We start from the raw sequence: 12,532 nt of genomic DNA, 5'->3' as shown, positions 1-12,532 counted from the left end.
GCACCTACCCATTCCCAGGACGGACCAGCCTATGAGCGACGCCAACCGTGACCTGATCACCCGTTTCTATCAGGCCTTCCAGCGCCTGGACGCCGAAGCCATGGTGGCCTGCTACAGCGACGACGTCGTCTTCAGCGACCCAGTTTTTGGCTCCCTGCGCGGGCGCGACGCGGGGGACATGTGGCGTATGCTCACCGCCCGCGCCAAAGACTTTTCCCTCACTTTCGACCAGGTCCGTGCCGACGAGCGCAGCGCGAGCGCGCACTGGGTCGCGACCTACCTGTTCAGCCAGACGGGGCGCACCGTGGTCAATGACATCCAGGCACGTTTCGTCATCCGCGATGGGCTGATCTGCCAGCACGATGATACCTTCGACCTGTGGCGTTGGTCGCGTCAGGCACTGGGTGCGCCCGGGGTGTTGCTGGGTTGGTCGCCGATGTTGCAAAACAAGGTACGCCAGCAGGCGTTCAAAGGGCTGCGTACATTCCAGCAGGGGCGTTGAGCGGTTAAGCTGTCGGCTTTCCGGCCAGTCAGGCGCATCGTGAGCGAAGTATCCGAAATTCCGGCTTGCAAGCCTTGGTATGTGTACCTGGTGCGGGCCGCCAATGGTTCGTTGTACTGCGGCATCAGTGACGATCCGCAGCGGCGGTTCGTGGCGCATCAAAAGGGACAGGGCGCGCGGTATTTCAAGACCAGCCCGGCGCAAGCGTTGGTGTATGTCGAGCAGTGGCCGGACAAGAGCGAGGCTTTGCGCCAAGAGCGCCTGGTGAAGAAACTGCGCAAATCGGCGAAGGAGGCGTTGGTCGCCTCCTATGCCGCGCCGTGATCAGTCCTTGCGACGCTTGAGCTGATCCACCAGCTGTGTCGGCAAACCCTTGATGATCAAGGTGCCCGCGGCCTCGTCATATTCCACCTTGTCCCCCAGCAGGTGAGCCTCGAAGCTGATCGACAGGCCCTCCGCGCGCCCGGTGAAACGGCGGAACTGATTGAGGGTGCGTTTGTCCGCAGGGATCTCTGGCGACAGCCCGTAGTCCTTGTTACGAATGTGGTCGTAGAAGGCCTTCGGGCGGTCCTCGTCAATCAGGCTGGACAGCTCTTCGAGGGTGACCGGTTCGCCAAGTTTGGTCTGAGTGGTGGCGTATTCGACCAGGGTCTGGGTCTTTTCGCGGGCGGCTTCCTCTGGCAAGTCTTCGCTTTCGACGAAATCGCTGAAGGCCTTGAGCAGGGTGCGGGTTTCGCCCGGCCCGTCGACGCCTTCCTGGCAGCCGATGAAGTCGCGGAAGTAGTCCGAGACCTTCTTGCCATTCTTGCCCTTGATGAACGAGATGTACTGCTTGGAGTTGTGGTTGTTCTGCCACTCCGAGAGGTTGATGCGCGCCGCCAGGTGCAACTGCCCAAGGTCCAGGTGCCGCGAAGGGGTCACATCCAGCTCGGCGTTCACCGCCACGCCTTCGCTGTGGTGCAGCAAGGCAATGGCCAGGTAGTCGGTCATGCCTTGCTGGTAATGGGCGAACAGAATGTGGCCGCCGGTGGAAAGGTTGGATTCTTCCATCAGCTTTTGCAGGTGTTCGACGGCAATGCGGCTGAACGCGGTGAAATCTTTCTCGGCTTCAAGGTACTGCTTCAACCAGCCGCTCAGTGGGTAGGCCCCGGATTCGCCGTGGAAGAAGCCCCAGGCTTTTCCTTGCTTGGCGTTGTAGCTGTCGTTGAGGTCGGCCAGGAGGTTTTCAATGGCATCCGATGCCGCAAGCTCGGTGTCCCGTGCATGGAGCACGGCGGGGCTGCCATCGGGCTTCTTGTCGATCAGGTGAACGATGCAATGACGGATTGGCATGGAATTCTCGGTGAGTCTGGGGCGGCCAGGCGCCGCGCTGCAAAAGTCGTCCAGTTTAACCCAGACCACAGGTGGTGCAGTGGCCGGATGTTGGCAGAAATGCCGGTTGTTCGTTTTTTGTTCAATTTTGTGCGTTTTTGCCTAAAAGCCCCGAAAAACCTGCATAAAAACCAGGTGGGCTGCGGATATTTATCTATTCCTGTGGTAGCTTTGCGCGGTCTTGCGCACCTCGAGTGGCGCATTGCTGGCAGCGCGCTTGCACCGTGTCGAACCAAACGCCGATTTACGCATCTACATGCCGATTGGCGCGGCCCTCCAGACTTAGGGGCTGGCCCGATAACGTCGTAGAGCGCTGCATAACCACTGAATTTGATAGGGAAGGAACACCACCATGGCATTGACCAAAGACCAACTGATTGCCGACATCGCCGAAGCCATCGACGCGCCGAAGACCACTGCCCGTAACGCGCTGGAGCAACTGGGCCAGATCGTTGCCGACCAACTGGAAAACGGCGCTGAAATCACGCTGCCAGGCATTGGCAAGCTGAAAGTCTCCGAGCGTCCTGCCCGTACCGGCCGCAACCCTTCGACCGGCGCTGCCATCGAAATCGCTGCCAAGAAAGTCGTCAAGTTCGTTCCGGCCAAAGCCCTGAGCGACTCCATCAACAAGTAATCTGTTGACGGTGTGACGAAACCGCGCCCGGCTTGCCCGGGCGCGGTTTTTTTATGCGTGTGATTTGCGCCTGGCGTGCCATGCCTGGCGTGCGGCATCGTCATGGAAACTCCAGGCGACCATGCGGCTCTGTTTCTGACCTTGGCCCATTTCGACGATGCGTAGTGCCTTGGCCCCGGCCTTTTTCAGTGCCGCCTCGATGCCAGGCAGGTTGCTGGCCTTGGACACGAGGCTGGTGAACCACAGCACCTGATGCGCATAATCCACGCTTTCGCCGACCAGTTGGCTGACGAAGCGGATTTCGCCGCCTTCGCACCACAACTCGTTGTTCTGTCCGCCGAAGTTGAGCACTGGCAATTTGCGCTTGGGGTCCTGCTTGCCCAGATTCTTCCACTTACGCTGGCTGCCACGGGTGGCCTCCTCGCGTGAGGCATGGAAGGGCGGGTTGCACAGGGTCAGGTCGAAGCGTTCGTCCGCTTGCAGCAAGCCAGCGAGGATGTGCCTGGGGTTGTCCTGCTGGCGCAGGGCTATGCCTTTGCTCAGGCCATTGGCCTGAACGATGGCCTTGGCCGAGGCCAGTGCCACCGGGTCGATGTCCGACCCGAGGAAGCGCCAGCGGTAATCGCTGTGGCCGAGCAGGGGGTAGATGCAGTTGGCCCCCACGCCGATGTCCAGGGCGCGGATCTGGGCACCCTTGGGTACTTCGCCGGCGTTGCCCTCGGCCAGCAGGTCGGCGGCGACATGCAGGTAGTCGGCACGGCCAGGGATGGGCGGGCACAGGTAGTCGGTGGGATGTCCCAGTGCTGAATGCCGTACTGCGCCTTGAGCAGCGCACGGTTGAATACCCGTACGGCTTCGGGGTTGGCGAAGTCGATACTGGGCTTGCCGTGGGGGTTGGTGATGGTGAAGCGGGCCAGGTCAGGGTGCGCCTTGATCAGGCTGGGGAAGTCGTAGCGGCCCTGATGGCGGTTACGCGGGTGCAGGGTGGGTTTCTGGGTCATGCTTGAATCCAAATGAGCATCGCTGGCCTGGGGGCCGCGGTGCGGCCTATTCGCGGCACAAGGCCGCTCCCACAGGATAGTAAGGTTGGCGATAGCACCCCTATCCTGTGGGAGCGGCCTTGTGCCGCGAACGAGGGCGAAGCCCTCGCCGGTCAGATCAGCAATATCAGGTTACAGCGCCGCAATCCGCGCATGCTGCTCGGTGAAGTTGGCCAGGGCCTGCTCGGACTCAGCCAGCTTGGCGCGCTCCTTCTCGATCACCGCAGGCGGTGCCTTGTCGACGAACGCTGCGTTGGACAGCTTGCCGCCGACGCGTTGCACTTCGCCTTGCAGTCGCTGGATTTCCTTGTTCAGGCGAGCCAGCTCGGCGTCCTTGTCGATCAGGCCGGCCATCGGCACCAGCACTTGCAGGTCGCCTACCAGGGCGGTGGCCGACAGGGGGGCCTCGTCGGCATCGCCAAGCACGGTGAACGATTCGACCTTGGCCAGTTTCTTGAGCAGGGCTTCGTTTTCCTGCAGGCGACGCTGGTCGTCGGCGTTGGCGTTCTTCAGGAACAGTGGCAGTGGCTTGCCTGGGCCGATGTTCATTTCGGCGCGGATGTTGCGCAGGCCCACCATCAGCTCTTTGAGCCATTCGATATCGCCTTCGGCGGCGGCATCGATGCGGCTTTCGTTAGCGACCGGCCACGGCTGCAGCATGATGGTCTTGCCCTGGATGCCGGCCAGCGGCGCAATGCGCTGCCAGATCTCTTCGGTGATGAACGGCATGAACGGGTGAGCCAGGCGCAGCGCTACTTCCAGTACCCGCACCAGGGTGCGACGGGTGCCGCGGGCGCGTTCGACCGGGGCGTTTTCATCCCACAGTACCGGCTTGGACAGTTCCAGGTACCAGTCGCAGTACTGGTTCCAGATGAACTCGTACAGGGCCTGGCTGGCCAGGTCGAAGCGGAACTGCTCGAGCTGGCGGGTCACTTCGGCTTCAGTGCGCTGCAACTGCGAGATGATCCAGCGGTCGGCCAGCGACAGTTCGTAGGCTTCGCCGTTCTGGCCACAGTCCTCGCCCTTGTCCAGCACGTAGCGGGCAGCGTTCCAGATCTTGTTGCAGAAGTTGCGGTAGCCTTCGACGCGGCCCATGTCGAACTTGATGTCGCGGCCGGTGGAGGCCAGCGAGCAGAAGGTGAAGCGCAGCGCGTCGGTGCCGTAGCTGGCGATGCCCTCAGGGAACTCGGCCTTGGTCTGCTTGGCGATCTTCTCGGCAAGCTTAGGCTGCATCATGCCGCTGGTACGTTTCTCCAGCAGGGCATCCAGGGTGATGCCGTCGACGATGTCCAGCGGGTCGAGGACGTTGCCCTTGGACTTGGACATCTTCTGGCCCTGGCCGTCACGTACCAGGCCGTGCACATAGACGGTCTTGAACGGTACTTGCGGGGTGCCATCCTCGTTCTTGATCAGGTGCATGGTCAGCATGATCATCCGGGCAACCCAGAAGAAAATGATGTCAAAGCCCGTGACCAGCACATCGGTGGAGTGGAATTTCTTCAGGAACTCGGTCTGCTCCGGCCAGCCCAGGGTGGAGAAGGTCCACAGGCCCGAACTGAACCAGGTGTCGAGCACGTCGTCGTCCTGGCGCAGGGCGACGTCGGCATCCAGGCCATGCTTGGCACGCACTTCTTCTTCGTTGCGCCCGACATAGACCTGGCCGGCCTCGTCGTACCATGCTGGGATGCGGTGGCCCCACCACAGCTGGCGGCTGATGCACCAGTCCTGGATATCGCGCATCCAGGAGAAGTACATGTTCTCGTACTGCTTGGGCACGAACTGGATACGGCCGTCTTCCACGGCAGCGATGGCAGGTTCTGCCAGGGGCTTGGTGGAAACGTACCACTGGTCGGTCAGCCACGGTTCGATGACCGTGCCGGAGCGGTCGCCCTTCGGTACTTTCAGCGCGTGGTCGTCGATGCTCACCAGCAGGCCCTGGGCGTCCAGGTCGGCAACAATCTGCTTGCGGGCGACGAAACGATCGAGGCCGGCGTACTGAGCTGGCAGGCTAGTATCGACCTGCTCGTTGACGCTGCCATCGAGGTTGAAGGCCTGGGCGGCGGACAGCACCAGGGCATTCTTGTCGAAGATGTTCAGCAGCGGCAGGTTGTGGCGCTTGCCGACTTCGTAGTCGTTGAAATCGTGGGCCGGGGTGATCTTCACGCAGCCGGTGCCGAATTCCGGGTCGCAGTAATCATCGGCGATGATTGGGATGCGGCGACCGACCAGCGGCAGTTCGACGTATTTGCCGATCAGGGCCTGGTAGCGTTCGTCGTTCGGGTTGACCGCGACTGCGGCGTCACCCAGCAGGGTTTCCGGACGTGTGGTGGCAACCACCAGGTAGTCCTTGCCTTCGGCAGTCTTGGCGCCGTCGGCCAACGGATAGCGCAGGTTCCACAGGTGGCCTTTCTCGTCGTGGTTTTCCACCTCGAGGTCGGAGATTGCCGTGTGCAGCTTGGTGTCCCAGTTGACCAGGCGCTTGCCACGGTAGATCAGGCCGTCTTCATGCAGGCGCACGAAGGCTTCCTTGACCGCTTCGGACAGGCCGTCGTCCATGGTGAAGCGCTCACGGCTCCAGTCTACCGACGAGCCCAGGCGACGGATCTGGCGGCTGATGTTGCCTCCGGACTGCTCCTTCCACTCCCAGACCTTGTCCAGGAAGGCTTCGCGGCCGAGGTCGTGACGGTTCTGGCCCTTGGCCTCGAGCTGGCGCTCTACCAGCATCTGGGTGGCGATACCGGCGTGGTCGGTACCGGGCTGCCACAGGGTGTCGCGGCCCTGCATGCGACGGAAACGGATCAGGGCGTCCATGATCGCGTTGTTGAAACCGTGGCCCATGTGCAGGCTGCCCGTCACGTTCGGTGGCGGGATCATGATGGTGTAGGACTCACCTGCACCTTGTGGAGCGAAATAGTTCTCGGACTCCCAGGTGTTGTACCAGGAAGTTTCGATGGCGTGCGGCTGGTAGGTCTTATCCATGCGCGGCGGGACCCTGTGCATTTATTCGGGAAAGCCGGGAAGTATAACCAAGGTGGGGGCCGCAGGCGACAGCTGTACTTGTGTTGCCTGGGCTTGCGGCCGATGAGGCGGTGCCGACCTACTCGGAGCGCTTGATCAGACGCTCGATACGCGCATCGAGGCGGCGCTTGATCTCGGTCTCGATATGCGGGGTGAAATCATTGATCACGTCCTGCATGATCAACTGCGCCGCAGCGCGCAGCTCGGCCTCCAGGTGCAGCAAGGTGTCCTGGCGGCGGGTCTGCGGGTCATCCTCAGGCTCGGCTTTTACCGGCGCTGGCGCGGGCGTGGCGTTGCCGGCCGGGGTGTCGAGCAACAGGGGGATCTGTTCCACCGTTTCGGTCAGCAACGGTGGCTGCAGGTCAGCATCACCCAGCAGCTGGCGGATCGACTCAAGGTCGTCGAGCAGATGGGCGGAATCGGGTAGGGCGGAAGGCTTGTCCATCGTCGTTAAAGTCGCTGTAAGCGGTGGTCTTGCAGAGCATAGCCCTGTTCACGGTAGAAACGGAATCGCTCGCGTGCCGATTGGCGAATACCGGGCTCCTCGACAACGATCTCGGCAACCCGCTCGAACTGGCCGACGAACCCAGGCACATTGGCCCCCAGGTTGATCAGCAGGCCGCGGTGCTCGCCCGCCTTGTCGCCCAGGCCCAGGGCCACCGTGGCGTCGGCATGCGCCTCGGCCAGGTCGTGGGGCACGAAGGCTTCGCCCTTGAAGCGCCACAGGCGCAGGTCCAGCTCGTTGCGCTGCTCAGCGTCCTGGCAGTGCAGGTAGACCCGGTGGCCGAGGCGCCAGGCCTTTTCGCACAGCTTACAGGCGAAGTCCAACCGCGCCGACAGGGCGTCGGTGGGCAGAATGTAGAAATCGACTTTGCTCATGGTTCAGTCTGCCAGCCGGTGGTGCCAGGGCACCACCGGTTCACGGCATCAGGCGCCAGCGCGATCAAGCAGGTACTGGGTCAGCAGCGGGACTGGGCGGCCAGTGGCGCCCTTGTCCTTGCCACCGCTGATCCAGGCGGTACCGGCGATGTCCAGGTGCGCCCAGTTGTAGGCCTTGGCAAAGCGCGACAGGAAGCAGCCGGCCGTGATGGAGCCGGCTTTCGGGCCACCGATATTGCCCATGTCGGCGAACGGGCTGTCCAGTTGTTCCTGGTACTCGTCGAACAGCGGCAGCTGCCAGGCGCGGTCGTCGGCACGTTTGCCGGCGTCCAGCAGTTGGCTGACCAGCTCATCATTGTTGCCCATCAGGCCCGAGGTATGGCTGCCCAGGGCGACGATGCAGGCGCCGGTCAGGGTGGCGATGTCGATGACGGCCTGCGGCTTGAAACGCTCGGCGTAGGTCAGGGTGTCGCACAGCACCAGGCGGCCTTCGGCGTCGGTGTTGAGAATCTCGACCGTCTGGCCACTCATGGTGGTCACGATGTCGCCTGGGCGCGTGGCGCCGCCGCTTGGCATGTTTTCAGCGCAGGCCAGCAGGCACACCAGGTTGATCGGCAGTTGCAGTTCGAGCACTGCACGCAGGGTGCCGAACACACTGGCGGCGCCGCACATGTCGAACTTCATTTCGTCCATGCCGGCGCCAGGCTTCAGGCTGATGCCACCGGTGTCGAACGTGATGCCCTTGCCGACCAGCACGAAGGGTTTGTCGGCTTTCTTGGCACCCTGGTAATTGAGCACGATCAGGCGTGGCGGCTGGTCGCTGCCCTGGCCCACGGCATAGAACGCGCCCATGCCCAGGTCCTTGATTTTCTTCTCGTCCAGCACTTCGACCTTCAGGCCTTTATGGGCCTTGCCCAGGTCCTTGGCCTGTTCGGCGAGGAAGCTTGGGTGGCACAGGTTCGGTGGCAGGTTGCCCAAGTCGCGGGTGAAGGCCATGCCGGTGGCGATGGCGCTGGCGTGCTTGACGGCGCGCTCGACCTCGGCCAGGCCTGCCTTGTCAGCCAGCAGGGTGATCTTTTTCAGGGCACGGGGTTCGGCCTTCTGGCTCTTGAAACGGTCGAACACGTATTCGCCGTCGAGCAGGGTTTCGGCCAGCAGGCGATGCTTGCCGTAGTGGCCCTCGCGGTTGCTGACGGCGATGTCGTCCAGGGCCAGTACCGCGTCGCTGCCGTTGAGGCCTTTGAGTACCCCGGCCACGCTGTTGACCAGCTTGCGCCAGGCACGGTCACCCAGCGCTTCGTCTTTGCCACTGCCGACCAGCAGTACACGCTCTGCCTTAAGGCCAGGCAGGCTCTGCAGCAGCAGGGTCTGGCCCGGTTTGCCGGCCAGGTCGCCACGCTTGAGCACGGCGCTGATGGCACCTTCGGCGGCCTGGTCGACAGCTTTGGCAACGGCGCCAAGCTTGCGGCCTTCACCGACCGGTACGACCAGAGTGGCGGTTTTTACGGATGCAGCAGCTACGCTTTTTACAACCAGTTCCATGTCAGGGTCCCCGAATGGTCTTTGCAGTGGGCGCTGTAGTGTCTTCGCGCTCTGAACAGGCTTGGCCGCGTGGTCGCGTACCAGTGGAAAAGCTGCCAGTTTGAGCCTCTGACAACAGTGCTGACAACCCCGATGTGCGGCTTCATGCGCGGCCAAGTGACAGGCGCTGCCAATCACAGGATAATGCGCGCACTTTACAAGGAGGTTCGCCCTTGGCGAACCGGCATTGGTCTTGGCTGTCGTAACCCTTTGTTTGGCAGTCCGCCCCTGACAACCCAGGAGTGTCTGGTTTGATCGTCTTTCGTTATCTCTCCCGCGAGGTCGTGCTGACCTTGAGCGCCGTCAGCGCCGTGCTGCTGGTGATCATCATGAGCGGGCGTTTCATCAAATACCTGGCCCAGGCGGCCCAGGGCATGCTCGACCCGGGCGTGCTGTTCCTGATCATGGGCTTCCGCTTGCCGGGTTTCCTGCAGCTGATCCTGCCTCTGGGGCTGTTCCTGGGCATTCTCCTGGCCTATGGACGGCTGTACCTGGAAAGCGAGATGACCGTGCTTTCGGCCACCGGCATGAGCCAGCAACGCCTGTTGGGCCTGACCATGGCACCGGCGGCGCTGGTAGCGCTGGTGGTTGCCTGGTTGAGCCTGAGCCTGGCCCCGCTGGGGGTCGCCCAGGTGCAGAAGATCATCGCCCAGCAGGATGCCCTGACCGAGTTCGATACCTTGGTCCCTGGCCGTTTCCAGACCCTGCGCGATGGCTCGCGTGTCACCTACACCGAGCAATTGTCCGATGACCGGGTCAAGCTCGACGGTGTGTTCATTTCCGAGAAGCGCTTCAACCAGGACAAGACCAAAGACCGTGCGCCATCGGTGCTGGTTGCCGAAAAAGGCCACCAGGAAGTGCAGGCCGATGGCAACCGCTACCTGGTGCTGGAAAACGGTTACCGTTATGACGGCAACCCGGGCCAGGCCGACTATCGCGCCATCAAGTACGACACTTATGGCGTGCTGCTGCCCAAGCCTGAGGTCAGCGAAGAGGTGACCGAGCGCGAAGCCATTCCGACCACGGACCTTATCGGCCACGACGGCCTGCGCGAGCGCGCCGAGTTGCAGTGGCGCATTTCGCTGCCGATCCTGGTGTTCATCGTGACCCTGCTGGCGGTGCCGCTGGCCAAGGTCAACCCGCGCCAGGGCCGCTTCCTCAAGCTGCTGCCGGCGATTCTTCTGTACATGGCCTACCTGACGATGTTGATTTCCGTACGCGGCGCTCTGGAGAAAGGCAAGTTGCCGATCGCCCTGGGCATGTGGTGGGTGCATGGCCTGTTCCTGCTGATCGGCCTGGCGCTGATGTACTGGGAGCCGCTGCGCCTCAAACGTGCCGCTCGCCGTGCGGAGGTGGCCCGTGGCTAAACTCGACCGCTACATCGGCCAGAGCGTGCTGCTGGCCATTCTCGCTGTGCTGGGCATCATTCTTGGCCTGGCTTCCCTGTTCGCCTTCATCGACGAGATGAGCGACCTGAGCGATACCTATACGGTCATGGACGCGGGCTCCTACGTCCTGCTGACCGCGCCGCGCCGGCTTTACGACATGCTGCCGATGGCGGCGTTGATCGGCTGTCTGATTGGCCTGGGCAGCCTGGCCAGCAGCAGCGAACTGACCATCATGCGCGCCGCCGGGGTGTCCATTGGGCGCATCGTCTGGGCCGTGATGAAGCCGATGCTGATCCTGATGCTGGTCGGCTTGCTGATCGGTGAGTACGTGGCACCTGTCAGCGAGAACAAGGCCCAGGCCGACCGCTCGCTGGCCCAGGGCGGTGGCGAGGCGCAGAGCTCCAAGCGCGGCATGTGGCACCGTCAGGGCGAAGAGTTCGTGCATATCAACTCGGTACAGCCCAATGGCCTGCTGCTGGGTGTGACCCGCTACCGCTTCGACAACGAGCGCAAGATCATGACCTCCAGCTTCGCTCGCCGGGCGCGCTACGAGAATGATCGCTGGGTGCTCAGCGATGTCAGCACCACCTACTTCCGTGGCGATCACACCGAGGTTGTCAAGGTCCCGGAAGAGGTGTGGGATGTTTCGGTAACGCCGCAACTGCTCAACACTGTGGTACTGCCGCCTGAGTCGCTGTCGATCACCGGTTTGTGGGATTACATCCACTACCTGGCCGACCAGGGCCTGAACAACGCCCGCTATTGGCTGGCGTTCTGGACCAAGGTGCTGCAGCCGGCAGTGACAGCGGCCTTGGTGCTGATGGCGATTTCCTTCATCTTCGGCCCGCTGCGGTCGGTGACTCTGGGCCAGCGCGTGTTTACCGGTGTCCTGGTAGGCTTCGTGTTCCGTATTGCCGGCGAGTTGCTCGGCCCTTCGAGCCAGGTATTTGGCTTCCCGCCACTACTGGCCGTGGTGATACCGGTAGGGGTATGTACCATCGCTGGGTTCTGGTTGTTACGCCGGGCGGGATGATGGCCTGACCGGTACAAGAAAGCCGACCTTGGGGTCGGCTTTTTTGTGGGGCTCATTTCTTCTGCTTCGGCACCCGTACCAGCTGGGTTTCCGAATAGATGTCATGCCAGCTGCGCTTGCGTTTGTCGATCAATGACCAGAAGAACCCCAGCCCCAGGCACAGCCACGAGGCAATCGACACGACAAAGCGCAGCAACGCCTGCCACAGGCTGATTGCGCTGCCATCGGCATTCTGTACGCGTACGCCCCACACCTGCATGCCGAGGGTTTGCCCGCCATGGGTCCAGAACTTGGCAAAGAAGCCGAACAGCGCAAACAACAGGACCGTCGACAACAGTGGATCGCCGTCCAGCGCGCCGGCGTCGGTCAATTCACGCATGCGCGCCTCGCCGATGATCGTCATCTGGATCATCTTGTAGGCGCCTGCGGTCACGATCAGCAGTGCCGTGCACAACAAAAAGTCGTAAAACATCGCCGCCAGGCGCCGACCCAGGCCGACAGGTGGGAAATCTCCCTGGGGGGAGAGCAGAGGCTTGGACATGCAGAACGGCTCCGAATGACGAAGCCGCTATTCTACGGGCAAAAAAAAGCCCCTGCACTGGGCAGGGGCTTTTCTTCGACGTCGGCGCCGGCTTAGCCGAGGACCTGAACCTTGTCAGCCTGCAGGCCTTTCTGGCCCTGGACTGCTTCGAAGGAGACCTTCTGGCCTTCTTTCAGGCTCTTGAAGCCGTTACCTTCGATAGCACGGAAGTGCACGAACAGATCAGCACCGCTTTCTGGGGTGATGAAGCCGTAACCTTTCTCGTCATTGAACCACTTGACGGTACCGTTCTGACGCTCAGCCATTGTCTTATTTCCTATGAAGCTTAAATTTTGATGACAGTTTCTATCACACTAATAAAGTGTGAAAGATTACTGGGCTGGGTTGCAGGAAAGTAAGAGACGTCGAACGGGTTGTAGCAGATTGCGGCTACTGGCCCAGGTCACGAACTGTTGCGACCCATGCAAACACAGTGCAGTGACTCTACGCCAACTCTCGAGAAAAAAACAAGCCCTTGGTCGTATGGAAAATCGGGCTTTTGCCGT

12 protein-coding genes and 1 pseudogene are annotated in these 12,532 nt (G+C 61.9%); 5 read left to right on the top strand and 8 right to left on the bottom strand.

Annotated features, from left to right (window positions below; translation table 11 throughout):
* Positions 1 to 31: 31 nt before the first annotated feature.
* Positions 32 to 502: a nuclear transport factor 2 family protein gene (locus APH34_RS10045; protein ID WP_054901020.1), complete on the top strand. Its 471-nt coding sequence runs from the start codon at positions 32 to 34 to the stop codon at positions 500 to 502.
* A gap of 39 nt (positions 503 to 541) precedes the next feature.
* The gene (locus APH34_RS10040) at positions 542 to 826 is read left to right on the top strand and encodes a GIY-YIG nuclease family protein (RefSeq protein WP_054901019.1); all 285 of its coding nucleotides are present in this window, start codon (positions 542 to 544) and stop codon (positions 824 to 826) included.
* Here APH34_RS10040 and yejK read toward each other — a convergent pair whose 3' ends face one another.
* On the bottom strand, positions 827 to 1,834 hold the full coding sequence (gene yejK, locus APH34_RS10035; protein ID WP_054901018.1) for a nucleoid-associated protein YejK: 1,008 nt from the start codon (positions 1,832 to 1,834) through the stop codon (positions 827 to 829). It lies immediately after the preceding gene.
* Positions 1,835 to 2,225: 391 nt separating this feature from the next.
* Here yejK and APH34_RS10030 point away from each other — a divergent pair, with 391 nt between their 5' ends.
* A complete protein-coding gene (locus APH34_RS10030) occupies positions 2,226 to 2,507 on the top strand; it encodes an HU family DNA-binding protein (RefSeq protein ID WP_008098055.1) in 282 nt (93 codons plus the stop codon).
* A gap of 51 nt (positions 2,508 to 2,558) precedes the next feature.
* On the opposite strand, the pseudogene rlmF reads toward APH34_RS10030, so the two are convergent.
* The 5 genes and pseudogenes from rlmF to APH34_RS10005 form a co-directional block, all read right to left on the bottom strand.
* Positions 2,559 to 3,508: pseudogene (rlmF, locus tag APH34_RS10025) on the bottom strand (23S rRNA (adenine(1618)-N(6))-methyltransferase RlmF).
* Positions 3,509 to 3,679: 171 nt separating this feature from the next.
* Complete coding sequence (locus APH34_RS10020; protein ID WP_054901017.1) at positions 3,680 to 6,526, bottom strand: valine--tRNA ligase; 2,847 nt, start codon at positions 6,524 to 6,526, stop codon at positions 3,680 to 3,682.
* A gap of 118 nt (positions 6,527 to 6,644) precedes the next feature.
* On the bottom strand, positions 6,645 to 7,010 hold the full coding sequence (locus tag APH34_RS10015) for a hypothetical protein (protein WP_054901016.1): 366 nt from the start codon (positions 7,008 to 7,010) through the stop codon (positions 6,645 to 6,647).
* Between the two features lie 5 nt (positions 7,011 to 7,015).
* Positions 7,016 to 7,444 carry a DNA polymerase III subunit chi gene (locus tag APH34_RS10010; RefSeq protein WP_054901015.1) on the bottom strand — a complete coding sequence of 143 codons (429 nt, stop codon included), beginning with the start codon at positions 7,442 to 7,444 and terminating at the stop codon, positions 7,016 to 7,018.
* 48 nt (positions 7,445 to 7,492) lie between these two features.
* Entirely contained in the window at positions 7,493 to 8,986 is a 1,494-nt protein-coding gene (locus APH34_RS10005; RefSeq protein ID WP_054901014.1) for a leucyl aminopeptidase, read from the bottom strand.
* 290 nt (positions 8,987 to 9,276) lie between these two features.
* On the opposite strand from APH34_RS10005, the gene lptF reads away from it, so the two are divergent.
* The gene (gene lptF, locus APH34_RS10000; protein WP_054901013.1) at positions 9,277 to 10,392 is read left to right on the top strand and encodes an LPS export ABC transporter permease LptF; all 1,116 of its coding nucleotides are present in this window, start codon (positions 9,277 to 9,279) and stop codon (positions 10,390 to 10,392) included.
* Positions 10,385 to 11,446 (top strand): LPS export ABC transporter permease LptG, encoded by a 1,062-nt coding sequence (lptG, locus tag APH34_RS09995; protein ID WP_054901012.1) that lies wholly within the window; start codon positions 10,385 to 10,387, stop codon positions 11,444 to 11,446. The genes lptF and lptG overlap by 8 nt, the downstream gene beginning before the upstream one ends.
* A gap of 52 nt (positions 11,447 to 11,498) precedes the next feature.
* On the opposite strand, the gene APH34_RS09990 is transcribed toward lptG, so the two are convergent.
* Both APH34_RS09990 and APH34_RS09985 read right to left on the bottom strand, forming a co-directional pair.
* The gene (locus tag APH34_RS09990) at positions 11,499 to 11,987 is read right to left on the bottom strand and encodes an RDD family protein (protein ID WP_054901011.1); all 489 of its coding nucleotides are present in this window, start codon (positions 11,985 to 11,987) and stop codon (positions 11,499 to 11,501) included.
* A gap of 92 nt (positions 11,988 to 12,079) precedes the next feature.
* Entirely contained in the window at positions 12,080 to 12,292 is a 213-nt protein-coding gene (locus APH34_RS09985) for a cold-shock protein (protein ID WP_028631500.1), read from the bottom strand.
* Positions 12,293 to 12,532: the final 240 nt, after the last annotated feature.

It is taken from the genome of Pseudomonas sp. NBRC 111131 (assembly GCF_001320525.1).
GTDB classification, from domain to species: Bacteria; Pseudomonadota; Gammaproteobacteria; order Pseudomonadales; family Pseudomonadaceae; genus Aquipseudomonas; species Aquipseudomonas ceruminis.
Note: the sequence above shows the minus strand (reverse complement) of the source record. Positions and strands in the feature narration are given on the sequence as shown.

Coding starts and splice junctions, on each gene's coding strand:
- APH34_RS09985 (WP_028631500.1), bottom strand. CDS start 12,292: ATGGCTGAGCGTCAGAACGGTACCGTCAAGTGGTTCAATGACGAGAAA.
- APH34_RS10015 (WP_054901016.1), bottom strand. CDS start 7,010: ATGGACAAGCCTTCCGCCCTACCCGATTCCGCCCATCTGCTCGACGAC.
- yejK (WP_054901018.1), bottom strand. CDS start 1,834: ATGCCAATCCGTCATTGCATCGTTCACCTGATCGACAAGAAGCCCGAT.
- APH34_RS10020 (WP_054901017.1), bottom strand. CDS start 6,526: ATGGATAAGACCTACCAGCCGCACGCCATCGAAACTTCCTGGTACAAC.
- APH34_RS10005 (WP_054901014.1), bottom strand. CDS start 8,986: ATGGAACTGGTTGTAAAAAGCGTAGCTGCTGCATCCGTAAAAACCGCC.
- APH34_RS09990 (WP_054901011.1), bottom strand. CDS start 11,987: ATGTCCAAGCCTCTGCTCTCCCCCCAGGGAGATTTCCCACCTGTCGGC.
- APH34_RS10030 (WP_008098055.1), top strand. CDS start 2,226: ATGGCATTGACCAAAGACCAACTGATTGCCGACATCGCCGAAGCCATC.
- APH34_RS10045 (WP_054901020.1), top strand. CDS start 32: ATGAGCGACGCCAACCGTGACCTGATCACCCGTTTCTATCAGGCCTTC.
- APH34_RS10010 (WP_054901015.1), bottom strand. CDS start 7,444: ATGAGCAAAGTCGATTTCTACATTCTGCCCACCGACGCCCTGTCGGCG.